This is a genomic window from Hymenobacter sp. HSC-4F20 (genome assembly GCF_019599275.1).
Classification (GTDB): Bacteria; Bacteroidota; Bacteroidia; order Cytophagales; family Hymenobacteraceae; genus Hymenobacter.
The window spans coordinates 1-25,914 of sequence record NZ_JAHZTD010000002.1 but is presented as its reverse complement, the minus strand read 5'-3'; the positions used below and the strand labels follow the sequence as shown (position 1 = coordinate 25,914).

Sequence of the window (25,914 nt, the reverse complement as noted above, 5' to 3'; positions counted from 1 at the left end):
TGGGGAGCGGCAAGGTAGTAGGTTCTGGCAGCATGTACCAACAGGGCCAAAACAACGTACCGCCAGCAGCCCCACTTTGTGAGCCACTGGCGGTACTTGGTCAGGAAATAGTGTTTGTATCAGGCGGGCTTATAAGGCCGCCCGCGCCGACTCGGCATCCTGGGCTAGCTGGGCCTTTAGCGCATCGAGGCCGTTGAACTTCTGCTCGTCGCGGAGGCGGGCCACAAATTCTACTTTCAAGTCTTGGTCGTACAGGTCACCTTCGAAGCCAAGCAAGTGTGCTTCCACGGTCTGGTCGAGGCCGCCGGCCACAGTGGGGCGCACTCCAATGTTGAGCATAGCGGGGTAGGTAGTACCCGCAGCAGTGGTAGCGCGCACGGCATACACGCCCCGGGCCGGGATTAATTTCAGCGGCTCGGGGCAGACAATGTTGGCCGTGGGCCAGCCGATAGTGCGACCTAGCTGCCGGCCTTTCACTACCATGCCCGTGAGGGGGTAGGCATAGCCCAGGTAACGGTTGGCCGTCTGCACGTCGCCGGCTTCCAGGGCCCGCCGGATGCGGGTGCTGCTCACGCCCACCGCGTCCACGTCTTCGCGCGGAATTTCCTCCACGCTCATGCCATAACGGCCCGAGTGCTGGCTGAGGTAGTCGAAGCCGCCCTCCCGGTTCTTGCCAAACCGGTGGTCGTAGCCGATAACCAGCGTGCGGGTGCCCACGGTGCGCAGCAGAATGTTCTGGATGTACTCCTCGGAAGTCCAGGCCGCAAACTCGCGGGTAAACGGAATCGTCAGCAGGTAATCGACGCCCATTTCTGCGAGCTTGGCGGTGCGCTCTTCCAGGGTATTGAGCAGGTGCAGGTCCAGCGGCTCGGGGTGGGTAGGCGGGGGGGCCAGCACCAGGCGTGGGTGAGGCCAGTAGGTAATAACCACCGTAGGTCCGCCGGTGTGCCGCCCTACTTCGCGCAGGCGCCGCAGAATCTGCTGGTGCCCTACATGAACCCCGTCGAAGGTGCCGCTAGTAACCACGGCATTGCCAAGGTGCGGAAACTGCGTGGGGTCCTGAATGATGTGCATCAGCGGTGAGATGGTGATAGTGAGTGGTACTGCGCTAGAGTGTACTGCCAGGAGCCTACTGAGGTTCTTCGGCGGTGGGAGGGGTAGGGGTAGCGTGGGTAGCGTTGAAGTAGTCGAGGCCAGTTCGGCGCTCCGGCTGGCGCTGCCGCCGCGGGCGTTCCGGCCGCTCGGCTTCCCCGGCCGGGCGCGGCGGCCGCAGGGCCTGAATGGCGTCCATGGTCAGGGCATCGGTGAGGCTATACTGCCCGATGCGGGTGCGCACCAGCTTGGTCAGGTGCGCGCCTACCCCCAGTGCCGCCCCAAAGTCGCGGGCCAGGCTGCGGATGTAGGTGCCCTTGGAGCACGTCACGCGGAAATCAACCTCCGGTAGGGCAATGCGCGTCAGCTCAAACTCCCGGATGGTAATCTGCTTGCTCTTGATTTCGGCCTCGCCGCCGCGGCGCGCTACCTCATAAGCTCGCTCGCCGTTCACCTTCACCGCCGAAAATAGAGGCGGCGTTTGCTCAATCAGCCCAATAAAAGGCAGCAGGGCGGCCCGGAGTTGCTCTTCCGTCAGGTGCTCGTAGGGCAGTTCCTGGTCCACGGGGGTTTCCAGATCGAAGCTGGGGGTAGTCTGGCCGAGGCGGAAGGTGCCGGTGTACTCTTTCTCCTGGGCCTGAATCTGGTCGATTTCCTTGGTTTTCTTGCCCGTGCACAAAATCAGCAGGCCGGTAGCCAGGGGGTCGAGGGTACCTGCGTGCCCGATTTTCTTGATGCGCAGCGTGTTCTTCACCTTGCGCACCACATCGAACGATGACCAGGTTAAGGGTTTATCAACGAGCAGTACTTCGCCGGCCTCAAAGTCAAAATCAGCCAAGGAAGGCGCAGCCTGTTGAGGAGTAGCGGCAGCAGAGGGCAGCGGTGCAGAAGGTTGTTCGGGGTGTTCCATAAACAAGAGGGGGTAGGGGCCGGGCCTAGCTAACCCTGTAACAACCGGAATTCAGGCAAAACTTCTGAACCCGGCAACTCAAAAAGGCTCCTAGATAATCTGCAGCGGGATGCCCAGGGCCAGCATCACCAGGATGATAACACCTACCACAATACGATAGAGGCCAAAAGCCCGGAAGCCGAAGCGCGACACGAAATCAACAAACGACTTCACGGCCAGCAGGGCCACAATAAAAGCCACCACGTTGCCGAACAGCAGCAGCTTCACGTCCTCGGCGCCCGGGGCGCTTACCTTGAAAGTTTTGTAGAGCTGATACGCCGTGATGACGAACATGGTGGGCACCGCCAGCAGAAAGGAGAAGTCGGCGGCGGAGCGCCGGTCGAAGCCCTGGGCCAGGCCGCCCACGATGGTAGCGGCGGAGCGCGACACACCCGGAATCAGGGCAATGCACTGAAACAGGCCAATGCGCACAGCCTGCCCGAAGTTGGGGGTAGTCACCTGCTTCCGCTCCCCGGTAAATAGCCGGTCGATGAACAGCAGCACGATGCCACCTACCACCAGGGCACAGGCCACCACCGACACATCTTTCAGCAGAGCTTCAATAACATCCTTGAGCAGAAAGCCCAGGATACCAAACGGAATGAAGGCCGCCGCCAGCTTCAGGTAAAAATCGAAGCTCTGCAAAAAGCGCCGCCAGTACAGCACCACCACCGACAGGATTGCGCCGAACTGAATGGAGGTAATGAAGGTATCGGTGAAGGGCAGCTGGCCAATACCGAGCAGGTTGGCGACGATAATCATGTGCCCCGTGCTGGAAACGGGCAGAAATTCGGTCAGACCTTCAACAATAGCCAGCAGCAGCGCGTGCCAGTAGGACATAGCTTGGGAGTTGGGGGCTGGTGTCTTGGCAGGGGTAGGAGCCTGGGTAATGTTCGTTGCCCGTTACGGTACGCGCGAACATCAGCCAAAACCCTACCCTTTTAGGCGCACCAGAGCCGGGAATATTAACGCTTGTAAGTAGGAGCCTGCGGAGTAGCCACCGGGGTAGCCGGGGCGGCGGGCGTCGGCTGAGAAGGTACCGTGCTGGTCGTGGCGGTATCCTGAGCAACGGGAGCCGAAGCACCAGGGCGCGCCATGATGGCCCAGAACTCAATCACGAACCCAATGGCCAGCAGAATAGGCCCCAGCGTGATGCCCATAAACCCTTCTCCGTACTCTTCCGAGTCCAGGGTCATCGTAATGAAGCCTGCGGCCAGCACCGCCAGCCCAATGAACATCAGACGGTAATTACGCGGCCCGAAGGCAAAGCGAGGAGTGGTATTCGGTTCCATAATGGCAAAGGTAGGGAATGTGAGATGGTGATATAGTGAGGTAGTGAAAGGGCGAGCTGGCGTGCAGCTGGCGTCAGCCGAGCGTCAGGCTTGTCTTCTCACTGCTTAGTACAATTCATCCAGCGACATGCCGGTGTATTTGCGCACGGCCCGCCAGGAGCTGAGAAAGCCAATGCCCATGCCCAGTAGCACCAGCGCCGCTATCAGAGCACCAATCAGGCGCTCGTCGCGGAAAAGGCGCAACTCCTCCAGCTGCAGGTAGGCGTATTGAAGCAGCGCCAGCAGCAGCAAGCCAGCCAGGATGCCGCTCACCAGCCCTTGCCACACGGCCCGGCGCAGAAAAGGCCACTGAATAAAAGAGGAGGTAGCGCCTACCAACTGCATACTCCGAATCAGGAACCGCTGAGAGAACAGGGCCAGCTTGATAGTATTGTTGATGAGCACCACCACCACGAACGTGAGTACCGCCGCGAAGCCCAGCAGTACCAGCCCCACGTTGCGCAGGTTTTCATTCACAGAGGTTATCAGGCTCTCCACGTACTCTACCTCAAACACGCCCGGCTCCTGCTTCAGCTCGTTTTTGATGCGGGCTAGGTTCTTGGCATCAGCATAGTCGGCATTGATTTTTAGTAGGTAGGCGTCGCGCAGGGGGTTGTCGCCCAAAAACTGCTGGAAGTCCTCGCCGGTCTGGTCGATGAGCTGCTTGGCACCTTCTTCCTTGGAAAGGAAGCGTACCTGCGGCTGCCGGTCTTTGACGGCAATGTAGGGCTTGCGCGAAAAGTCCTGCTGGAGCCGCAATAACTGGGTTTCAGGCAGGCCGCGCTCCAGATACACCTGCATTTCCAGGTTTTCCTTTACCAGCGTCGAAATCTTGTGGGCATGAATCAGCAGCAGCCCGAACAAGCCAATAACCAGCAGCGCCAGCGTGATACTAAACACCACCATGGTGTGCGGGTAGCTGCCCAGCTTCTTTTTTCGGGTTGGTCGGTTCATAAGGCGAAGTAGTGAGATAGTGAAATGGTGAGTTGGCGTTATGGCGGTCCTACCGGTGCAGGGGGCAAATGGCGAAGTTTAAAAACAGCACACTCACCATTTCACCATCTCACTACTTCACATACTGGTTCTTGGGTCGTCGTCGATTTGCAGTTCGCGGGCTTTGCGGGCGTTCTGGTCGCGGCGGCGCAGGCGCTTGCGGGCTACCAGTTCCCGGAACGAGTCGAACTGCTCGGTGTGCAGCAACGATACGCCTGCGCGGGCCTGGTTTACCTGGCTTAGGCCGGTCAGGTCGCGGGGGGTAGTCTCGTAGCGCAGCTTAGCCCGGAATTTCCCGTCGGGGCGCAGGTAGTACTCCAGGCTCAGGTCGCCGATCAGGGAGCTTTGCGCGTTGGCTACCGGCTGCGACCCGCCTGGTACTCCCGTGCCCGTGTTGCTACCCAGGCTACCTTCGCGGGTGATGCGCAGGCGGCCATTCAGGAAGGAGTAGCTCAGGCGCAATTGCAGGGCTTGCAGGTCGTCGGCGGTCAGGCCGTTCAGGTTAAAGCTGATTTCGAGGTTGGGGTCAATCTGGGAAGTAAGCAGGCCCAGCTGAGTTGAAATAATCTGGCCCAGACTGTTGCCCAGCGCATTGTTGCCGCCTTCCAGCCGCGTAACGGCCAGGGAGCCTACCGGCGTCAGCTGCCGGAACACCACCAGGCTGAATACCTGCCGGTTCAGTTCCTGCTCATCGTTGCGAATGGCCGAGAAAAACGGCGCCAAGTCGCCTTCCAGAGAAGAGGGAATGTCGTTGAACTCCAGGTTCAGCTTGATGATAGGCTGTAGTAGCGGGCCGGTCAGGTTCATCACGGCCGTAACAGGCACCACCGCCGCGTTAGTTGGGCCTTCGCCGGTGTTGAATACGATGGGTGCCAGAGACGTTCGTTGCGTGTAAGTGGCCGTCACGTTCATTTCTCCGGCCAGCGGGTCGCCGTTCCAGGCAATGGTGCCGCCGGGGCGCACCACAAACTCCTTGTTTACCAAGCCTTGCAGGGTGAAGTTGTAGGCCCCCCGCACAATTTCTACCTGCCCGTACATGTTGAAGTCGCCGCGGGTATCAATGTTGAGGCGCAGCTGCCCGGTGGCCGTTCCCCGAATGATGTCGCCGGTGCTTTCATCGAGCAGTAGCTCCACGTAGGCATCCGGGGTAATATCCAGGTTCATGTTCAGGCGGATGCCCGATAGGTCGGTAGTGCCGGCTACCTCCACCGGCGCCGTGCGGGCCGTGTCGGACAGGTTGCGGTTTACGAACTTGATGTACTTGGCCTGCTCGGCCTTAGCCGCATTGTCGAAGGGTAGGGAAACGCGGGTGCCGGCTTCGCTCCGGGCCGTTACGTTCATAAACAGGTTATCGGCCGCGCCGCGCACGGTAGCTGTGCCCGTGGCATAGGCCTGCCCGAAATACAGCTCGTTGTCCTTGCGGGTGGTGTTCAGCACTTGCAGCTTACGGAAGGATGCATTCAAATCCAGACGCATATCCTGGAAGCCCCGCTCGAAAATGTTGCCGCTTACTACCCCCGTGTTGCCCTGCGGGTCGCGCACGGTAATGTTCTGCAGCGCAATCCGGTCTTCCAGGAAACGAATCCGGTCGGCGAAGGTGTAGGTAGTGCCCAGGTAAATAAAGGTCAGCTGTCCATCTGTCACGTCGATGTTGCCGGTGAGCACCGGAGCCGAGAGCTTGCCGTTGAGGCGCAGGGTGCCCACGGCGGTGCCGCCCAAATCCCGGAACAAGGTGTTGAGGAAAGGCTCAGCCAGCTTCACCGGGGCGTTGTCGAGCACGCCGGTGAGGTTGAGCTGCTGGGTTTCGGCGCTGGGGGTGTAGGTGCCCGTTACGGCTACTACCCGCTGCTGGTCCCGCTCTACGTCCAGGTTCACGGCCAGGCGCTTGGCACTGTTGTCCCAGTCGCCGTGGCCTTCCACGTCGCCAATCAGCACATTGTCCATGTGCAGGGAGTCTACCTTTAAGGAAGAGTTGATAACCAGCGGCCCGTACACCCCGCTAATCGTGCCCAGCGCATTCACCCGACCCGCAAACTTCTGGCCGCCGGTTAGTCCGTTCAGGGTAGAAAGCTCAAAATCCTTGACCGTGAGAGCCAGGGGCTTGTTCGGATTTTCAGATAGAAAGCCCTGGGCGCTGATGCTCTGCTGCCCGTTGCTGAGCGTTACGTTCTGGAAGTCGAACTCCTTGCCGCCCCCGGAAATCAGCAGGGAGTTATCCGGAGCAATGGCCCACTCCCGTCCCAGCACGTTCACACCCGACTGGCGGAAGGTAATTTTCACCGCATCCGACAGGAAGGCCAGGGCCCCATTGATCTGCGCTTTGTTGGTGGTTCCGGTTTGGGCCAGGGAGGTAGAGAAGTTGATGCGCTCCTGGTCCCAGACGCCTTCCACGTAAAAGTTTTCGGTAGCTCCCAGGCCTGGCACCCGCTGCCGAGCCGAGGTGATGTTGGCCTGAGCCAGCACTTCGGGGCGGTAGGGTAGCTTAGAGGTATTCAGTTCAAAGTCGCTGTCGGCTACCTGGAGGCTGTCGTAGCGGAAGTTGTCTACGTGGCCTCCCAGCTGGAAAATGGAGGTTTGCCCGTTGCGGAAGGAGCCATCAATACGGGTAGAATCCGAGATGGAGAGCTGGGGCATGAATAGGTGCAGCACTGGGTTGGGCCGCTTCAGGTAGAGGTTCAGCGCAATCTGGTAGTCGGGGAGGGGGCGTTGGCGCTTGCGGCGGTAGTAGTTGGCAATGGCCTCGTCGTTGCTCTGGAAGTTGAGCTGGTACTCGGCCACCAGCGTCGTCACGTCGCGGATAACGGTGGTAGGCGTGAAGTTGCCGGCCAAGTCTAGGTTCAGCACCTCGGAGCGCACGGTCAGTTGCCGCTGCCCGCCGCCGTAGCGGCTGATAATGTCCAGAGTATCGATGGGAACAGTACGGCCGGCGTAGGCCAGGCGGGAGTTGCGCAGCCGCACGAACCCCAGCAAATCGTCCAGCTTCAGGCCCCGGAACTTCACGTCGGCGGTGGTAGCTACCGTTACGCTCTGTTTGGTTAGGCCCAGGGCCCGCAGGTCGGCGCGGCGCACGCGGGCCCGCAGGTCGAAAGCCTGGCGGGCTTTATTCAGATCTATCGTGCCGTCGGCATCAAACTGCAAACTAGGGTCGTTGGCGGCCAGCTTACCCGTAAAAGATTCACGGCTGAACTTGCCGTTGGTGGTAATGTTGCGGTAGCGGTACCCATTTAGCCAGATGCTTTGCACGGTAGCGTTGGCAGTCAGGCGGGCCGTGCTGGGGTCAAACCCTACGCCGGCTACTTTACCGTTCAGGGTCACGTCGCGCACCATGCTTTCGTTGCCCAGGAGCTTGCCTAGCTGGAAGGCCGTAGTACGCACCTGACCCTCGTAGCTGGAGTAGCGCGGGTCATCCTTAAACTTCAGGTTGACGTCGGACACAACTGAGCCCAGCGCCGTCTGGAACGAGCCGTTGGCTACAAAGTCGTTGTAGAAACCCAGGAACTGTCCCTTCAATTTTACTACCCCCAGGCGCTGCACATACGGCCAACCCGAGGCCGGAATGTAGCGCCGGATGTCGCGCCCATCGAGCACCGAAGGTTGCAGGCGCATTTCCACGAAGCTTTCCTTCAGGTTAGGCAACCCTTCCACGTTGATGTCGCCCTTCACCCGCGAATTGCGTCCGTACTGGATGTCGAGGTTTTTGGTGGTGAAGTTGCGCACGTAGCCCTTGGCCTGCCCCGAAATCAGGACGGTTTCCTTTAGCTCGCGCATAAATTTCTGGGGCGCGAACTTGGCAATATCGTCGGAATACACGCGGCTGGGCTGCAGCCGGGCAATAACTTTAACGGAGTCGTTGAAGTCAGTAAAGTTGAGGAAGTGCTCGTACTCGAAGCGGATGTAGTTGCTGAGCTGGCTGTTCTGTACGCGCAGCATCAGCTTGTCAAACTCCCAGAACTTGCCCGCATAGGTCATGTTGGACGTTAGCTCGCGCAGGCGGGTACCGGAGGGCGTATCCACCGTGCGCAGCCCCTGAATATTGGCGTGAATCGTGTCACCTTTAATCCAGAGCTGGTCGGCATCGGCGTAAATGCTGTCCAGGTACATGTGGGCGTAGTCCATCGAGAGGCCATACTCCGGGATGCGCGGCACGTTTTGGCGCTCCAGCACAAAGCGGCCGTTGCGCAGGCCAATGGCTTCAATCTTGAAATCGAACGGCTTGCTAACCTTGGTGGTGTCCGAGGGCCCAATCAGGCGCTTGATGGAGCTGATGAACTGGTCGAGGGTAGTCGAATCGGGCTGGTCCTTGTACGTCACCAGGCTAAAGCGCGGCTCTTCCAGCGTGAGCTTCCCAACGTGCAGGTGGCTGGGGTCGAAGACGGTGAACAATCGAATGTCGGCATCGGCGCGGCCGATGTTGAACAGCTCGTTGCCACGCCGGTCGAGCACCCGCACGCCTTCCAGCAACACCCGCGAAAACGGGCGCACATCTACCCGGCCTACCAGTACTTTCTGCCCCAACTTATCGGTGAGGATGCTGGCCGCCCGCTGGGCCAGGTCTGTCTGCACACTCGGAATACGCAGGGCTACCAGTGCGCCCACCACCGCTAGTATCACCAGCAGGAGCAGGGCAAACAAAACCTTGAGCGTTACGGAGAGAAAGCGAGGCACAGACGGCAGAAACAAAGGGAGCAACAGGCAGCCCAGGGCAAAGATACAGGGTTAGCCCCGACCGTTGCCTGGCAAATAAGCCCGGCGAAAAAACGTTACGGGCGGTGCCAGGGTTAGGTAAAAACGCAGCCGGCGGCAATCTGGTGTTTTGCCCCGACCTTTGCGCGATAAAACCCTAATACATTCTACCTCTGTTAGGGGTAGCAGGCCAGTAGTAAGTACATAACGAGTGCTGTCTTTTATATAAAGCTAGTAGCACCTTTCATACCTCAGTTTTTCCTCCCATGCATCCTGTCATTCTCGCTATTGAGTCTTCCTGCGACGATACTTCGGCCGCTGTATTGGCGGGCGGCGAAATCCGCTCCAACGTGGTGGCTACCCAGCAGGTGCACGAGCAGTACGGTGGGGTAGTGCCCGAATTGGCCTCGCGTGCCCACCAGCAACACCTGATTCCGGTAGTAGAAGCGGCCTTGCAGAAAGCCGGTATTACCAAGCAGGACCTGGATGCCGTAGCGTTTACCCAGGGGCCGGGCTTGCTGGGCTCCTTGCTGGTAGGCGGCATGTTCGCCAAAACCCTGGCCCTGGCCCTGGGCAAGCCCCTGATTGCCGTAAACCACATGCGAGCCCACATTCTGGCTCATTTTATTGATGCGCCGCGCCCGGTGTTTCCTTTTCTGTGCCTTACCGTGAGTGGCGGCCACACCCAACTGGTGGTGGTGCGCAGCGCCCTGGATATGGAAATCATCGGCCAGACCATTGATGACGCGGCTGGCGAAGCCTTCGACAAAACCGCCAAGCTACTCGGGCTGCCGTATCCTGGTGGTCCCCACCTCGATAAGCTCGCCCGCCAGGGAAACTCTACCCGCTTCCCCTTCCCGGTAGGTGCCATGCCCGGCTACGACTTCTCATTTAGCGGGCTGAAAACTTCGGTGCTCTATTTCCTGAAAAAGGAGACGGATCAGAATCTGAACTTCGTGCAGGAAAACCTGGCCGACCTCTGTGCCAGCATCCAGCATACCATCATCCAGACCTTGCTGCGCCAACTGCGCCGCGCCGCCCACGACCAAGGCCTCACCCAAATTGCCCTCGCCGGCGGGGTAGCTGCCAACAGCGGCCTGCGTCAAGCGCTACAAGACGAAGCTGAGGCCCAGGGTTGGCAGGTGTTTATTCCGGCCTTCCAATACTGCACCGACAATGCCGGCATGGTGGCCATGACGGCTCAGTTTCAGTACCAAGCCGGCGACTTCGCCGATCAGCTCGTCAGCTCCGACCCGCGCCTGAAGCTGGCCTAGCCCGGCGGCTTTTTTGCTACCCCCTTACTTATTCGCAACCTTGCCCCCTGCATTTGCGAATCCTGCTTACGCCGCTTTCTTCGCGGCCCATTCCCATGGCCAAACAAAAAGACGATACGCCCAAGCGCGTCAACATCCTGAACCGCCGCGCCAGTCACGAGTATGCTTTCCTGGTAAAGTACGACGCGGGCATTATGCTGCAAGGCACTGAAATCAAGAGCATCCGGGAGGGTAGCGTCCAGATTCAGGACGGTTTCTGCACCTTCCACCCCGATGGCAGCCTGTGGGTGCACAACCTCACCATTGCCAAGTACACTGAAGGCACCTACAACAACCACGAGCCTACCCGTCCGCGCAAGCTGCTGCTCAACAAGCGCGAGCTGAAACAGTTGGCCAACAAAAACCAGGAGCAAGGCCTCACCATCATTCCTATCCGGATGTTTGTGAACGACCGGGGCTTTGCCAAGCTGGAAATTGCCCTGGCCAAAGGCAAAAAGCTCTTCGACAAGCGCGACGACCTGAAAGCCAAAGACCAGAAGCGGGAAATGGACCGCGCCCGAGACTATTAGGTGAAACAGTGAGGTAGCGAAATAGTGAGTTTTTAGGCAGATGTTTGGCTGATTACCGTTTAAACGGGAGCTTCGTGTAAATTATATAAAGAGTGAGCTGCTCAACCAGGGTTTCCGCGCTACTTCAACAGCGATTCACTCATTCACTCAACTACTCATTCACTCAGTGGATTACGGAATATGCGCCCTGAGCGTAGTGCCGGTGCGGGCCGAGCCCACGGACAAGGCCGAAATTGTTACGCAGCTCATCTTCGGGGAGTGCTATTCCATTTTGCGGACCCAGGACCAATGGCGTCAGATTCAGCTAGCCGCCGACCAGTACGTAGGCTGGATTGACGTGAAGCAGCACCTGCCCGTGACGCCGGAGTACCTGCAGGCGTGGCAGGCCCAGGACCACCCCCGCACCCTGGATGTAGTGCAGATGGTCAGTGACGCCGACACCCGCATCCCGGTAACGCTGGGCACGCGCCTACCCTTCTACGATGGCATGACCCTGCGCCTGGGCGAGCGGCAGATGTTCTACAATGGCGCCGCCACCAACCCGCAAAACGGCCACGGCCCGCACGGCCCCGCCGACCAGCGCCTGCGCCTGCTTCAGAAAATGGCTCTCACGTTTCTGAAGTCGCCGTATTTGTGGGGTGGCAAAACGCTGTTCGGTATTGATTGCTCGGGGCTGATGCAGCAGCTCTATGGCCTCGTGGGCGTGCAGCTCCCGCGCGATGCGCACCAGCAGATTCATGTGGGGCAGCAGGTTCATTTCGTGGCCCAGACCCGACCGGGCGACCTGGCCTTCTTTGATAATGCCGATGGCCGCATCATTCACGTGGGCCTGCTGCTGGAAGACCAGCAAATCATTCATGCCAGCGGCGAGGTGCGCATCGACCCCCTCGACCACAACGGTATCTTCCGCCGCGACTGGCAGAAGTACAGCCACAAGCTGCGCCTAATTAAGCGCATCCTCCCCGACGACTAGCTCGGCCTTACCACGCCCGGGCTGCCTGCCAAACTAAACGGATTGGCTATTGTTAATGCGCTAAGAATCATCTAGCTTTCTGGCAGACCAGATTCTTTTTCCTTAGCGTGTATGGACCAAAAAGTGCTTGTGTTAAACGGTGACTACACGGCTATCACGCTGTGCAGTGTACAGAAGGCTTTCGTACTTCTGTTTTTGGAAAAGGCCGAGCTAATTGCCAAGTCGGAAAACGGGGTGCTGCGCACGGTAAGCAAGGCCTACCCCAAGCCCAGCATTATCCGGTTGCAGCGCTACGTGCGCGTACCCTATAAAGGCATTGCCCTAAGCCGGCACAACGTCATGAAGCGGGACCATTTCGAGTGCCAGTACTGCGGCTCCACGAAAAACCTGACCCTCGACCACGTGCTACCTCGAAGTAGGGGAGGGGATTCCAGTTGGAGCAACCTGCTCACGGCCTGCGCGCGGTGCAACCACGCCAAAGGCCACCGCACCCCGCAGGAAGCCGGCCTCACCATCCGGCAGCAGCCGAAAAAGCCTACCCTTACGGGATTCCTTAAGCTCAGCGCTGGTACCCTCGACCAAAACTGGCATCCCTACCTCCACTAAAACCGGCAGCCCTCGGGGCTGGCCGGTTTTTTTGTTGAATCGAGGGCTGCCCATGCAACTCTGGCTTACTATCCTGCCTCAGCTTAGTGAAAGATATTCACCATATAACTGGGTATGAAGCAGGGTATAGTAGTCATAAGCCTCGGGCTGAGCGCTTTACTGGGAACAGCCTGCCATAAGGAGGAATCTGAGGAGGTTCTTATTCGGGTAAAGAACAACAGTATCTATCAGCTTGATAGCGTGTATGTTACTTCCCCGGGTGGCTCGCACCTCTACGGGAGTTTGCGCGCAGGGCAAAGCTCTGAGTACAGCGCATTCTCTGAGGCGTACTCGTATGCCTATGTGCGGGTAATGGCAAATGGCCAGCAGCTAGTATGGCAACCGATAGATTACGTAGGAGAAACGCCCTTGAAAGCCGGTAAGTACACCTACGAGTTGAACGTGACCGACCTCGCCAATCGGCGGATTTCGTTGACGCTTGCCAAACCTTAGTAGGTAGGGGCTTCTCATTGAGTTAAGCCAGGCCTAAGTAAAAAGCCGTCCCTGAAACTATGTTGGTTTCAGGGACGGCTTTTTACTTAGGCCTATTCAGCAGGCTTTGGTATTAGTAGGAGCTGCTATCTACCGTACCACCGCTGGCGAAGGCCAGCAGGTCGCGGTTTAGGCGCTCTTTTTCGGTTACGAACAGGCCGTGCGGAGCGCCGCTGTACTCAATAAACTGGGCGTGCGGCACGTATTGGGTCATCCGTTCCCCACTGTTTTTTGGTGGCACGGTTTCGTCGCTGCTGCCGTGAATAACCAGGGTAGGAACTTTCAGGGTAGCCAAATCCTGGCGGAAGTCGGTGGCGGCGAAGGCGTACACGCACTGCTCGGTAGCACGGGGCGAAGCCAGCTGGCACATCGACTGCATCCAATCCAGCGTAGCCTGGCTTACCGGGTGCTTGATAGTGCCCACACCGAAGAATTTCTTGCCAAAGCTCTGCAGGAAGTCGAAACGGTCTTTACGGATATTCTCAACCATGTCATCAAACACCGATTTATCGGCCCCGTCGGGGTTGTCGTCGGTTTTGAGCAGGAAGGGCGTTACGGCTGATACAAAGGCTACACGCGCCACGCGGGCTCCACCGTAGCGGCTCATGTAGCGAGCCACTTCGCCGCCACCCATAGAGAAGCCTACCAGCGTCACATTTTGCAGGTTCAGGGTTTCCAGCACCGCGTTCAGGTCCTCGGCGAAGGTATCGTAGTCGTTGCCTTCCCAGGTTTTAGAGGAGTTGCCGAAGCCACGGCGGGTATACGCTACGACCCGATTGCCGTGCTTGGGCAGCTCGGCGAGCTGATATTCCCACATTTCGTAGGTGGCGGGCCAGCCGTGAATCAACACAATAGGGTTGCCAGTACCTTGGTCGATGTAGTGAAGTTTTACGTCTTCGCCATTAGCATCTTGGCCTACTTTAATGTAGCTCATAATCAGGAAAGAAAGAGGTGGTTGGTATGGATATCGGAGAAACTGTGTGCCTACATACGCCTGAGCTTCCCTGGGTGGCCCGCTTATGCCAAGATGTTGCACGCCCCAGACCACAAAGCCAAATTCTGCGTTCTTTGGCGGATGAGCTTCCCCTTCTTTCTTCGTTCGCTTGCGGGGTGGTGTGGTCCCGGGGCAGTAACCATCGCCGCCCTGCTGTTGCCCGCCTGTAACTCCCACTCTGATTCTTCGGCTACCCAGGCTACCCAGACCGCCGGCCCACCCGTCTTGACCAGCCCTGCCGCGCCCGCCAACTCCCCTGGCACTTGGTACCGCCAGTACCGGGGCGTGCTACCCGGCTCATCAGACAGCATTACGGTGCACCTGCAGTGCCTGCCTGCCTCACCCGGCGAATCGACACTGGGAAGGTTAGCAGGATTCTACTCCGCGGCCGACGGGCATCCCTATGAGCTAGCCGGCGACACTCCCGCCGGCACCGACAGCTTGAACGTGCGCGAAGTAAGCGCCGAAGTGCTGGATGCTGACCGGAACGGGGCGTCGTGGCTGTTGCGTGCGCAGGGCAACCTGCTGGTGGGCACCCGCGCCGGCCGGCCCGTGCAACTGCGGTTGGTGCAGCCCCCGCGAGGGGTACAATTTGTGTCGCGGAGCTTCGCGGCCAACGTGAAGCCTCGCCCCGATCATCCGCAGGATACCATTGCTGGCCGTATTTCCCTGCACGCGCTGGTCCCGGTTTCGGGGCCCGCGAAAGAGGTCCTGGCCGATAACCTGCTCCGCGGCCTCCGCGGCGACACCCTCGATACCCAGCCCGTTCCTGCTCTGGAAGCTCTCTGGAAAGAGCAGCTGAACAGCTTTACCAAAGATTATCAGGAGGAAGCCGGCTCTATGCTAACGGAGCTGGAAGCAGACACGAGCAGCTACCGCCCGTTTGCTACCCTGCGCTACGAAGACCAAGCCAGCACCTATGTGCTCTGGAATGATGGTGACTTGCTGAGCATTGGGTACTTTGGCTACTACTACGGGGGTGGGGCCCACGGCAACTACGGCACTACTGTCTGCAGCTACGATGCCCGCACTGGCCGGCCCCTGCGCTCCGCCAATATTTTCCGACCCGGCACCGAAGCCCAGCTGGAAAAGCTACTGGGTCGTTATGCACGTCCCGCTCTTGGTCTAAAGCCCAACCAACCGCTCTCCGACGCGCTGTTTGAAAACACGCTGCCCGCTACCTCCAATGTGTACCTGACCAGTGGCGGAGCCGTGTTTGTGTATGCTCCCTACGAGGTGGCCTCCTACGCCCAGGGTGAAATCCGGGTATTTGTGCCGCTCTCGGCTCTGCGGCCCTTGCTGCAGCCCAAGTTGCCGCTGTCCGGCGGGGGAGAGGTAGTCCGGAAATGAACGAAGTTCAGGCCAGTAAGCTTAGAGAAGAGGCCGCATCACTGTGGTGCCTACCGGCCCCAGTACCCACGAGGTATAAAATCTCGCCTTTCCGGGCCAAGTCACTAGCAAGGGCAGCAGAACCGGTATCTTTGCAGTAGTTTCTCCTCACCACCCCCTATGCAAGCACCTAAATTCGCGGCCTCGCGCTCCTTTCACCAAGAGTTGAAGCGCCGCACCAATGCCTATTTTCAGGAAGCCGGCAAGTCCACCACCGGCGGCAAGCGCCTGCTCTTTAAAGCCTGCCTGCTCACGGCCGCCTTCGTGGCTGTGTACTTGCACCTCGTGTTCTGGACGCCCTCGGCTTTGTTGGGGGTAGCGGAGTGCGCCCTGCTGGGCTTCATCGGCGCGGCCATCGGCTTCAACGTTATGCACGACGGTGCCCACGGCTCCTTTAGCAAAAGCAAGTGGATTAATCAGTTTGCCGCGTTTACCCTAAACGTGATGGGCGGCAACTCCTTCATGTGGAATATGAAGCACAACCTCATTCACCACATGTACACCAACGTGGAAGGCGTAGATGACGACCTGGACGCCCAGCCTTGGCTGCGCCTCAGCCCCGAGCAGCCCCGCCGCAAGCTCCACCGCTTCCAGCACCTGTACTTCTGGTTTTTCTACGCCCTGCTCTTCATCGCCTGGATTTTCTACATGGACTACCAGAAGTATTTCCGCGGCAAAATCGGGGAGATGCCCATCAAGAAGATGACGGCTTCGGACCAGGGTGTGTTCTGGGGCTTCAAAGTGCTGCACCTGGGCCTGTTCGTGGCCCTGCCCATTTACACCACCGGCTTCGTAGCGTGGCTGGTCGGCTTCCTGGTATTCATGGCGGTAGCGGGCTTTACCCTGAGCATTGTGTTTCAGTTGGCCCACACTGTGGAGCATACCAGCTTTGTAGTGCCCCACGAAACCACTCGCAAGATTGAGGACGAGTGGGCCATTCACCAGATCAAAACCACCGCCAACTTCGCTACCGATAACAAGGTCATCAGCTGGCTGGTGGGCGGCCTCAATTTCCAGGTTGAGCACCACCTGTTTCCCAACATCTCCCACGTCCACTACCCCGCCCTGAACAAGATCATCCGGCAGATGTGTGAGGAGTTCGGCATTGAGTACAACGAGTACCCCAAAATGCGCTACGCGGTGGCTTCGCACGTGGCGCACCTGCGGGAGTTGGGTAGGGGGTAAGGTCTTTACTAGCTTTCAACCGTATGGCCTTATAAGTATGGCGGCTAAATCTGAACCATAGTGGTTCAGATTTAGCCGCCATACTTTTTTATGATAGCCCTCATAACAGCAGCAAGGCACCAAAAGACTCTGTGAAATAAATGCGTGGCTAATATTTTGAAATACAGTTATTTAGGGAGAAGGCGCTTTCTGGTTGAAAAAATTAACGGGCGCTTAAACAGGTTACAGGGGCAAAAGGTTTAATATTAGCGTGCAAATCGACTACAAGGCTATTTGTTGTCGTTTTATCACAGAGCGCTTTACCTTTTTTATTTTACCCTTTTATGTTTCCCCTCATGAAAAACTTTTCCACGCTATTGTCAGCTGGTTTTGTGGCTCTGACGTTGGCCTCCTGCAGCAAAGAGAGCTATAGCTTTCGCCAAGCTAGCAGCGCCTATCACGGTACTACCGCCAGCCGTATAGTTTCTGTTCCCGTTGCTGAGGCGGCTGATATGACAGCTGCCCCGGCTACAGAGGAGTTAACTGCTTCGGTAGCTGAGGTGCCTGCTGTAACTCCGGTTGCCGCTGCTAAAGCTACTCACACGTATGCAGCGTACACGAAGAAGCACAGCGCTTCTACTACCACTACGAAAACAGTAACGCCCACTGCCAGCGAAGTAAAAGAGGCTAAGGCGACCATCAAAGCCATGCACAAAGCTTCCAAAAAAGCTCGTGCCGCTGCTCCTAACGACGAGGGAAAAAGCCAGATTGTAGCTGCGCTGCTTTGCTTCTTCCTGGGTGGTCTAGGTGTGCATGATTTCTACCTGGGCTACATTGGCAAAGGTATTCTGCAGATTTTCCTGAGCATCATTCTAATTGGCTTCATCCTAGTTATTATTGACTTGGTACGTATCCTGACAGGAAGCCTGAAACCCAAAAACGGTGACTATACCAAGAAAATCTAAGCTTTCGTAGTGAGCTAGAACTGAAAATCCCCGCTTGTGATAACAAGCGGGGATTTTTGTTTGGGTTAAATACACAGCTAGCTCTTCAGCAATCCGCTAGTAGCAGCGGGTCAGAATACACGAACAGAAGCATGAGGTGGCCTATAACGAGCAGCTAGAAACACATTAGGCTATGGCCTAAAACCCGAAATTCGTAAAGCCGGTAGCTGGGTTATGGCATGAATAAGTGAAATAGCCTGTGTGTTTATGTTCTCTTTCCAGCCGATGCTTTTCTTGAAGGCAATGGGGGCAAGCGGAAGTAATCCAAGATATTCGACGCAGCTGTTGCCCTGATTCCGGACTGATTGTAGCTGTACTCGGTAGAAAGCCCTCCGGCACTTCTAACTCTCCTCTAACTTCTGTATCTTTGCCGCCCCGCCAGGGTGGCGAGGCCGGCGCTTTGGTGCTGTGTATCAAACAAAAACGCGTTCCGGAGGCGGGCCCTGCGCCGGACGTGTACACGAGGGTCATTCGCTATATCATGGCAGAAGTAGTAGACAACTTCGACTGGGACAACGTCTCGGCTAATGCTTTCGGTGGCAACTACACCGCGGAGCAGCGCGCTGAGATGGAGCAGATGTACAGCAGCACGCTGAACACCGTCCAGGAGGAAGAAGTAATCAAAGGCACCGTGGTGGGCATCACTGACCGCGACGTAATCCTGAACATCGGCTTCAAATCCGATGGTCTGGTGCCCCTCTCCGAATTCCGCGACCTGCCCGAGCTGAAAGTGGGCGACGAGGTGGAGGTGTTCATTGAGGATCAGGAAGACCAGAACGGTCAGCTGATCCTGAGCCGCAAGAAGGCTAAGATCAAGCAGGCTTGGAAAGCTATTTACGACGCTCTGGAGAACGATACTGTTCTGGAAGGCGTAGTGAAGCGCCGCACCAAAGGTGGTCTGATCATGGATCTGGACGGCGTAGAGGCCTTCCTGCCCGGCTCGCAGATTGACGTGAAGCCCATCCGTGACTTCGACATCTATGTTGGTCGTCGTATGGAAGTGAAAGTGGTGAAAATCAACGCTGCTTTCGACAACGTGGTAGTTTCGCACAAAGTCCTCATCGAGAAAGACCTCGAGAAGCAGCGCGAAGCCATCCTCAACAACCTGGAAAAAGGTCAGATCCTCGAGGGCGTTATCAAGAACATGACCAACTTCGGTGTGTTCATCGACCTCGGCGGCGTAGACGGTCTGCTGCACATTACCGACATCTCGTGGGGCCGCATCGCTCACCCGAGCGAAGTACTGCAGCTCGACCAGAAGCTGAACATCGTAGTTCTGGACTTCGACGAAGCCAAGAAGCGTATCAGCCTCGGTCTGAAGCAGCTGACTCCCCACCCATGGGATTCGCTGCCCGCCGACATGGGCGTAGGCTCGAAAGTAAAAGGCCGCATTGTGAACGTTGCCGACTACGGTGCGTTCATGGAAATCATCCCTGGCGTAGAAGGCCTGATCCACGTTTCCGAAATGTCGTGGAGCCAGCACCTGCGTAACCCGCAGGACTTCATCAAGCAGGGCGACGTAGTAGAGGCTCAAATCCTGACCCTCGACCGCGAAGACCGCAAGATGAGCCTGGGCATCAAGCAGCTGACCGAAGATCCGTGGACCCGTGGTGACTTCGCTACGAAGTACGCCGTAGGTACCAACCACAACGGTCTGGTGCGCAACCTGACCAACTTCGGCCTGTTCGTAGAGCTGGAAGAAGGTGTTGATGGCCTCGTGCACGTTTCCGACCTGTCATGGACCAAGAAGATCAAGCATCCTTCGGAAGTAGTGAAGGTAGGCGACCGTCTGGACGTGGTAGTGCTGGAACTGGATGTAGCCAACCGTCGTCTGGCCCTGGGTCACAAGCAGCTGGAAGAAAACCCCTGGGATACGTTCCAGACGGTGTTCACCCCTGGCTCGGTACACAAGGCTACCATCACCGAGAAAAACGACCGTGGCGCTGTGCTCGAACTGCCGTACGGCATCGAAGGCTTCGCCTATCCGAAGTCGCTGGTGAAGGAAGACGGCAGCAACGCTGAAAACGGCGAAACGCTGGACTTCCGCGTGGTTGAGTTCTCGAAAGATGACCGTCGCATCGTGCTGTCGCACACCGCGGTGTTCAACCAGGCGCAGGAAGAAGACAGCCGTGCTGCCAAGTTCGCTAAGAAGAAGCCCGCTGGCGCCGCCGGCGCTGCTGCTACCCAAGGCGAAGGCAAAGTGGCCGACCTGAAGAAGGCTGAGAAGTCGACCCTCGGTGACCTGGACGCTCTGTCGGCTCTGCGCGACAAGATGCTGGGCAACGAGCAAGGCGGCGAGTAATTTCGCTAGCCTATTGGCTGACCAAACAAGAGGCCCCGGAGCAATCCGGGGCCTTTTCGTTGTGGTAAGGGGTAGCAGAAATACCGGTATTCAGCCGACAGCGAGAAGTTCAGCTCTTTACCTGGGTACTCCGGGGTTCCTACTCCGCTTGGAATAGTAGTACCGTTTGTGCTTTAAGGTGAGTAGTGACTATAAAATTTCTTGCACTAATCCAGTTAGTTACCTCTGTGCTAGATGAAAATACGTTGCCTGACTTGGCAGAGCTAGGATTAAGGCGTATGTTTGCATCCTCAAAACCACTGGTGACGTGACCGAGTGGCTAGGTAGAGGTCTGCAAAACCTCCTACAGCGGTTCGAATCCGCTCGTCACCTCTTTTTTCCTGTTTTCAGAGTACCCAGTGCCCCGGTCGATTAGCCCCGACCGGGGTTTTTGCATTTTACGGCCTTTGAGAAGTGCACAGCTTGTTTACATTCAAACAGCATATAACTCAGCCAAGAGACGTATTTTTTCGCCATCATTCTGTCTGAAAATGATGCTTCTGTACTTTTTACAGCGGAGAATGGTAAAAAAATGATTCTACCGGCATAATCCCTACATTTCATTCCCGCGTAAAACGCGCACATACGTACTCTTTTCCGCCCCTCCCATGAAAATCATTGACCTGCGCACTATGCGCGGCCCTAGCTACTGGTCTGTCAAGCATCACAAGCTTATCGTGATGAAAGTAGACTTGCAGAACTTAGCTGAGACCTGGTCGAACAGCGTACCGGCCTTAGCCGAGCAGTTGCCCAACCTACTGCCAGAGCTAGCTCAGCCCCAGCCTACGGATACGGAGAAAACCTCGGCTAAGCATCCTCCGCTCACGGAAGAACAGTTGGTCGACGGGGAGCCGCTGGGGCATGTAATTCTGCACGTAGCCCTAGCTCTGCAGCGCACGGCCGGAATGCCTGTCTTCTGGGGTAAGTCGTACCCGGCCCATCAGGAAGGGGTGGAGTTTGTCGTATTCAGCTACCAGGAAGAGCGGGCTGGTCGCGTAGCCGCCGAGGCAGCTGTGCAACTGGTGGAAGATCTATGCCAGGGCCGGAGCGTTAACCTGAAGCCTATCATTGATGAGCTGCACGAAATCCGGGAAGAAGAGTTCTTTGGTCCCAGTACCTATAGCATTGTAGCCGAGGCTGCCTCGCGCAATATTCCGTACATCCAGCTCAAAAACAGCAACATTATTCAGCTGGGCTACGGGGTCAACCAGAAGCGCATCTGGGCAACCACCACTAGCTATACCTCTCACGCGGGCGTGGAAGTGGCCGGCAATAAGAACCGCACCAAAGCCATGCTCAAGGATGCGGGCGTACCAGTGCCCTACGGTACCACAGTCTACTCGGAGGACGGGCTGCGTGATGCGGTGGAGGAACTAGGCTTTCCTATCGTAACGAAGCCTCTGGACGGCAACCACGGCAAAGGAGCCACTATTCGCATCATGAACTGGGAAGACGCAGTGGAAGGCTTGAAAGCCGCCCAAAAGTACTCCCGCGCCGTTATTGTGGAGCAGTTCATTGAGGGAGACGATTACCGACTGCTGGTGGTAAACGGCAAGCTGGTGGCAGCCGCTAAGCGCACCCCGGCCGCCGTTACCGGTGACGGGAACAGCACGATCCAGCAGCTCATTGCCAAAGTAAACGAGGACCCTCGTCGCGGCATTGGTCACGAAAAGGAGCTGACCAGCATCAAGGCCGATCAGCACACCCTCGACATCCTGAAAACCCACGACCTGACTCTGAACTCGGTGCTACCGGCCGGGCAGCAGGTCTACCTGAAGAGCACGGCCAACATCAGCACTGGCGGCACCGCCACGGACGTTACTGACCTGGTACACCCCTACAACGTGCTGCTGGCCGAACGCGTGGCCGGCATCATCGGGCTGGATATCTGCGGCATTGACCTGCTGACTTCCGACATTGCCATTCCGCTGAATGAAACCCGCGGGGCCGTCATCGAGGTGAATGCTGCCCCGGGCTTTCGCATGCACGTAGCGCCCACCGAAGGCTTACCCCGCAACGTGGCGGCCCCGGTGGTGGACATGCTGTTCCCAGCGGGCAGCACGGCCCGCATTCCCATCATTGCCATTACGGGTACCAACGGTAAAACCACTACCACTCAACTGATTTCGCATATTGTATCCTCCAAGGGGTATAAGGTAGGGCACACTACCACCAGTGGCATCTACATTCAGGGTGTACAGCTGCAAAGCGGCGACTGTACCGGCGGACAGAGCGCCGAGTTTGTGCTGAAAGACCCCACCGTGAACTTTGCCGTGCTTGAAACGGCCCGGGGGGGAATGCTTCGTTCGGGTCTGGGCTTCCACACCTGCGACGTGGCCGTAGTAACCAACGTAGCTGCCGACCACCTGGGGCTGCGCGACATCTACACGGTGGAGGAAATGGCCGCCGTGAAGGGCGTGCTACCCCGCACGGTAAGTAAGAACGGCTGGGCCGTGCTTAACGCCGATAACGACCTGGTGTACGCCATGCGTGAGAAGTTGGAGTGCCGGGTGGCGTTGTTCAGCATGGATGAGCACAGCCCCCGCATACGGGAGCACGCCGAAAACGGCGGACTGGCGGCTGTGTACGAAGAAGGCTACATCACCATCTATAAAAACAGTTACAAGCTGCGTATTGACCGGGCCTCGGAGTTTCCCATCACGTTTGGGGGTAGGGCCACGTTCAACATTGAAAACTCCCTGGCGGCGGCCCTGGCCTGCTACTGCTACGGCTTCGACAAGGACGACATCAAGCAAGCCCTGCGCACCTTTGTTTCGTCGGCGGCCAAAACGCCGGGCCGTATGAACCTCTACAAGTTCCCGGCCTTTGAGGTCATCGTCGACTATGCCCACAATACTCACGGCATCGAGAAATTTGCGGAGTTTCTGAACGCTACCGAGGCTACCCGCAAGATTGGGGTAGTATCGGGGCTGGGTGACCGGCGCGACGAGGACACGTTGAGCTTTGCCCGCGTCGCCGGCCGCATTTTCGATGAGGTGATTCTGCGCCAGGACCGGGACCTACGCGGCAAAACGGCCGAGGAGCTACAGGAAATCATGACCCGTGGTCTGCGCCTGGATGCCCCCGATCTGCCCATTACCTACATCGAAAACGAAATGGACGCCATTGACCACGTGCTGGCTACGGCCCCTCAGGGTGCGGTAGTGGTGTTGCTCACCGAGAACATCAAAGCCACGCTCAAGAAGCTCGACGAGTTTGAGGCCTCTATTGCGTAATAAAGATATCTGAGGACTACCAAAAAGCCCCGCTGTAGAGTACAGCGGGGCTTTTTGGTAGCTGAAAATAGCAGGCGTATTATTTCAGCGTGAAAGTGGTTTTGCCGATCATCACGCCGCCTTCGTATAGCTCTACGGTGTGCAGGCCAGTTTTATAGCCGGCCCCCTTGGCGTAGAGGAATTGCACGGGCTGGCGGGTGTTATCGAAAACGATGTCCTGCTTAGCCGTATAGAAGGCCTCGGCGCCATCAATGGTAAAGGTGCCGCCGCCGGTGCTCAGGTTGTAGAGGGCCGCGCCGTCGGGCTCAATCAGACGCATCAAAATCTGCTTGGTTTCCTTCGGCGACACGTCGTTGCGGGCCAGGTTAAAAGTTACCTTGATTTTCTCGACGCGCTTAGCTTTGAACTCGTTGTCGTCGTCGGACTTCTCTTTCTCACGGCTGTTAACCACGCCTACCCGGATGTTCTCGGCCTGCAGGCGCGAGGCCACGGCTACCTTCTCGCTCAACTCCTGGTTGGAGCGTACTACCGTAGAAATGGTGTCGGTAAGCTTATTCTGGCGCTCTTTGAGGGTAGTAGTTTCAGTGTAGAGGGCTTCGTTATCCGCTTTCAACTGGGCAATTTCCTCGTCTTTCTTCCGCAGCTGCGACTCAAAATTGGCGGCGCGCTGTTTGAAACGCTGCTGCTCGGCAATGCTGAAGCTGCCGGCCCGGAAGGAGCGCAGCTTCAGCAGGTCGGCGTTGATTTGGGCCAGCTTGGCCTCCAGGGAATCGTTGGCCAGGCCCATGCCCTGCACTTCCTGGCTTTGGCGCTCGTAATCAGCTTTCAGCGCCTCATACTGTTTAATCTGTTCCTCCAGCTTAGCATCTTTGGTTACCACATCGGCTTGGAGTTGCTCATTTTGCTTGGCTTTCTGCTGGTTCATGTAGAAAAGCAGGCCATTGATGCCAAGCAGCACCAGAATCAGGGCCACAATCAGGAGGACGCGGTTGTTGTTCTTCGGCTCGGGGCTCTGGTCTTGTTCCATAGCGAGAGGGGTTAAGTGAAGCCCGGGGAGTCCGGGCGCAGGTAGTACCTTTAGGGCAAAAATAACGGAGTTCCGTACCCAGGCAAGTGCCGAAGGTACAACCCTGCCACAATATGCACCCGGATTTGCTACTTGATGCCGCGTATTGGCAGCAGCGCTACAAGACTGGCCAAACTGGCTGGGATACGGGCAGTATAACGCCGCCCCTGCTGGATTATTTCAGGCAGTTAGGCCCGCCCGACGCGCGCCGCATCCTGATTCCGGGTGCCGGCCGCGCCTACGAGGCCGAGTACCTGCACGACCAGGGCTGGCCCAACGTGTGGGTGGCCGATCTAGCGGCTGCGCCCCTGCAAAGCCTGCGCCAGCGCGTGCCGGATTTCCCGCCGCAGCACCTGCTCCAGCAGGATTTTTTTCAGCTGGAGCCCACCCCACCGTTTGACCTTATCGTGGAGCAAACCTTTTTCTGCGCTCTGAATCCAGCCCTGCGGCCGGCGTACGCCCAGCAGTGCGCGCGGCTGCTGCGGCCGGGTGGTACGCTCATGGGGCTGCTCTTCGACACGGAGTTCAGCCAGCCCGGCCCGCCCTTTGGGGGCTCAGGCGAAGAATATCGGGGCTATTTTGCGCCGTACTTCACGTTTGTGCACTTTGAATCTGCCACCAACTCGCTGCCTCCACGCCAGGGGCGGGAGCTGTTTATCTGTTTGAAAAGAACGTAGGGGGTAGAAGAGCAACGCAGAGGTGAAGGAAGCGGGTAAGAAAATCCGTAGCCGCTGCTTGTTCAATTTCATGCTCTCGCGGGTTTATCTTTTCCTACTTCGCCCTTCTACTACCACTTGTTACCTCATTACTTCCCATGATTGAAGCCCTCGCCAACGTTCTGCCTCACTTCCGCAACACCAACTCCGGCCAGTTTTTTCTGATGGCGGGTCCCTGCGTAATTGAGGGCGAAGACATGGCCCTGCGCATTGCCGAGCAGGTCCGCCGCCTCACCGATAAACTCCAGATTCCTTACATTTTCAAGGGCTCCTACCGCAAGGCTAACCGCTCCCGGTTGGATTCCTACACCGGCATCGGCGACGAAAAGGCTTTGCGCATTCTGCAGAAGGTAGGCCGCGAAATCGGGGTGCCTACTGTCACCGACATTCACGAGTCGGAAGAAGCCGCACTGGCCGCCGAGTACGTAGACGTGCTGCAAATTCCGGCTTTCCTGTGCCGACAAACAGACTTGCTGATTGCTGCCGCCAAAACCGGCAAAGTGGTGAACGTAAAAAAGGGCCAGTTTCTCAGCGGGGAATCCATGCAGTTTGCTGTAGACAAGGTCAAGCAGTCGGGCAACGAAAACGTCATCTTGACGGACCGGGGCAATTCCTTCGGCTACTCCGATCTGGTAGTAGACTTTCGCAACCTGCCCGTAATGCGGGAGTTTGGCGTACCCGTAGTCATGGATGTAACCCACTCTCTGCAGCAGCCCAACCAAAGCAGCGGCGTGACGGGCGGCAAGCCCCAACTCATTGAAACTATTGCCAAGGCTGCTATTGCCGTAGGGGCGGATGGGTTGTTCATTGAAACCCACCCCACGCCTGCTACCGCTAAGTCGGATGGAGCCAACATGCTGGCCCTCGACCGGCTGGAGGATCTGCTGGTAAAGCTCACCCGGGTGCGCGAAGCCATCCGGTAGGTAGCTGTTCTAGACCTTTACCCGGCGCGGGGCGTGTTCATGGATGTAGTACACCCATGAACACCTGTCTCTTATACACA

Annotated in this window: 19 protein-coding genes and 1 tRNA gene; 12 read left to right on the top strand and 8 right to left on the bottom strand. The window is 57.6% G+C overall.

Annotation, left to right across the window (positions count from 1 at the left end):
* Positions 1 to 129: 129 nt before the first annotated feature.
* The 6 genes from K3G63_RS09800 to K3G63_RS23045 all read right to left on the bottom strand — a co-directional run bounded on the left by K3G63_RS09800 (position 130) and on the right by K3G63_RS23045 (position 9,030).
* Positions 130 to 1,074, bottom strand: coding sequence for a bifunctional riboflavin kinase/FAD synthetase (locus K3G63_RS09800; RefSeq protein WP_110977135.1), 945 nt, complete (start codon positions 1,072 to 1,074; stop codon positions 130 to 132).
* 55 nt (positions 1,075 to 1,129) lie between these two features.
* Positions 1,130 to 2,002: a tRNA pseudouridine(55) synthase TruB gene (gene truB, locus K3G63_RS09795; RefSeq protein ID WP_220613956.1), complete on the bottom strand. Its 873-nt coding sequence runs from the start codon at positions 2,000 to 2,002 to the stop codon at positions 1,130 to 1,132.
* A gap of 90 nt (positions 2,003 to 2,092) precedes the next feature.
* The gene (locus K3G63_RS09790; RefSeq protein ID WP_220613955.1) at positions 2,093 to 2,881 is read right to left on the bottom strand and encodes an undecaprenyl-diphosphate phosphatase; all 789 of its coding nucleotides are present in this window, start codon (positions 2,879 to 2,881) and stop codon (positions 2,093 to 2,095) included.
* A gap of 125 nt (positions 2,882 to 3,006) precedes the next feature.
* Positions 3,007 to 3,333, bottom strand: coding sequence for a DUF3098 domain-containing protein (locus K3G63_RS09785; protein WP_220613954.1), 327 nt, complete (start codon positions 3,331 to 3,333; stop codon positions 3,007 to 3,009).
* A 105-nt stretch (positions 3,334 to 3,438) separates the two neighbouring features.
* On the bottom strand, positions 3,439 to 4,326 hold the full coding sequence (locus K3G63_RS09780) for an ABC transporter permease (protein ID WP_220613953.1): 888 nt from the start codon (positions 4,324 to 4,326) through the stop codon (positions 3,439 to 3,441).
* A 117-nt stretch (positions 4,327 to 4,443) separates the two neighbouring features.
* Complete coding sequence (locus tag K3G63_RS23045) at positions 4,444 to 9,030, bottom strand: translocation/assembly module TamB domain-containing protein (protein ID WP_220613952.1); 4,587 nt, start codon at positions 9,028 to 9,030, stop codon at positions 4,444 to 4,446.
* A gap of 284 nt (positions 9,031 to 9,314) precedes the next feature.
* Here K3G63_RS23045 and tsaD point away from each other — a divergent pair, with 284 nt between their 5' ends.
* The 4 genes from tsaD (at position 9,315) to K3G63_RS09755 (ending at position 12,470) form a co-directional block, all read left to right on the top strand.
* The gene (gene tsaD, locus K3G63_RS09770; RefSeq protein WP_220613951.1) at positions 9,315 to 10,322 is read left to right on the top strand and encodes a tRNA (adenosine(37)-N6)-threonylcarbamoyltransferase complex transferase subunit TsaD; all 1,008 of its coding nucleotides are present in this window, start codon (positions 9,315 to 9,317) and stop codon (positions 10,320 to 10,322) included.
* 95 nt (positions 10,323 to 10,417) lie between these two features.
* Entirely contained in the window at positions 10,418 to 10,891 is a 474-nt protein-coding gene (gene smpB, locus K3G63_RS09765; RefSeq protein ID WP_220613950.1) for an SsrA-binding protein SmpB, read from the top strand.
* A 166-nt stretch (positions 10,892 to 11,057) separates the two neighbouring features.
* A complete protein-coding gene (locus K3G63_RS09760; protein ID WP_310794575.1) occupies positions 11,058 to 11,864 on the top strand; it encodes a C40 family peptidase in 807 nt (268 codons plus the stop codon).
* Positions 11,865 to 11,975: 111 nt separating this feature from the next.
* A complete protein-coding gene (locus tag K3G63_RS09755) occupies positions 11,976 to 12,470 on the top strand; it encodes an HNH endonuclease (protein WP_110977144.1) in 495 nt (164 codons plus the stop codon).
* A gap of 604 nt (positions 12,471 to 13,074) precedes the next feature.
* Here K3G63_RS09755 and K3G63_RS09750 read toward each other — a convergent pair.
* Positions 13,075 to 13,935: an alpha/beta fold hydrolase gene (locus K3G63_RS09750; RefSeq protein ID WP_220613949.1), complete on the bottom strand. Its 861-nt coding sequence runs from the start codon at positions 13,933 to 13,935 to the stop codon at positions 13,075 to 13,077.
* A gap of 141 nt (positions 13,936 to 14,076) precedes the next feature.
* Between K3G63_RS09750 and K3G63_RS09745 the strand changes: the two genes are divergently transcribed.
* The 6 genes from K3G63_RS09745 (at position 14,077) to cphA (ending at position 23,129) form a co-directional block, all read left to right on the top strand.
* Complete coding sequence (locus K3G63_RS09745) at positions 14,077 to 15,345, top strand: RsiV family protein (RefSeq protein ID WP_220613948.1); 1,269 nt, start codon at positions 14,077 to 14,079, stop codon at positions 15,343 to 15,345.
* Positions 15,346 to 15,504: 159 nt separating this feature from the next.
* The gene (locus K3G63_RS09740; protein ID WP_220613947.1) at positions 15,505 to 16,569 is read left to right on the top strand and encodes an acyl-CoA desaturase; all 1,065 of its coding nucleotides are present in this window, start codon (positions 15,505 to 15,507) and stop codon (positions 16,567 to 16,569) included.
* Positions 16,570 to 17,060: 491 nt separating this feature from the next.
* A complete protein-coding gene (locus tag K3G63_RS22785) occupies positions 17,061 to 17,513 on the top strand; it encodes a TM2 domain-containing protein (protein WP_259404399.1) in 453 nt (150 codons plus the stop codon).
* A 520-nt stretch (positions 17,514 to 18,033) separates the two neighbouring features.
* Complete coding sequence (gene rpsA / locus K3G63_RS09730) at positions 18,034 to 19,854, top strand: 30S ribosomal protein S1 (protein WP_220613946.1); 1,821 nt, start codon at positions 18,034 to 18,036, stop codon at positions 19,852 to 19,854.
* Positions 19,855 to 20,155: 301 nt separating this feature from the next.
* Positions 20,156 to 20,226: transfer RNA gene (locus K3G63_RS09725), tRNA-Cys, on the top strand.
* 275 nt (positions 20,227 to 20,501) lie between these two features.
* Positions 20,502 to 23,129: a cyanophycin synthetase gene (cphA, locus tag K3G63_RS09720; protein ID WP_220613945.1), complete on the top strand. Its 2,628-nt coding sequence runs from the start codon at positions 20,502 to 20,504 to the stop codon at positions 23,127 to 23,129.
* A gap of 79 nt (positions 23,130 to 23,208) precedes the next feature.
* On the opposite strand, the gene K3G63_RS09715 is transcribed toward cphA, so the two are convergent.
* Positions 23,209 to 24,156, bottom strand: coding sequence for a hypothetical protein (locus K3G63_RS09715; RefSeq protein WP_220613944.1), 948 nt, complete (start codon positions 24,154 to 24,156; stop codon positions 23,209 to 23,211).
* Between the two features lie 113 nt (positions 24,157 to 24,269).
* Between K3G63_RS09715 and K3G63_RS09710 the strand changes: the two genes are divergently transcribed.
* Together K3G63_RS09710 and kdsA are read left to right on the top strand one after the other, a co-directional pair.
* Positions 24,270 to 24,872, top strand: a complete 603-nt coding sequence (locus K3G63_RS09710) for a methyltransferase domain-containing protein (RefSeq protein ID WP_220613943.1) — start codon at positions 24,270 to 24,272, stop codon at positions 24,870 to 24,872.
* A 137-nt stretch (positions 24,873 to 25,009) separates the two neighbouring features.
* A complete protein-coding gene (kdsA, locus tag K3G63_RS09705; protein ID WP_220613942.1) occupies positions 25,010 to 25,834 on the top strand; it encodes a 3-deoxy-8-phosphooctulonate synthase in 825 nt (274 codons plus the stop codon).
* The last annotated feature ends 80 nt before the right edge of the window (positions 25,835 to 25,914 follow it).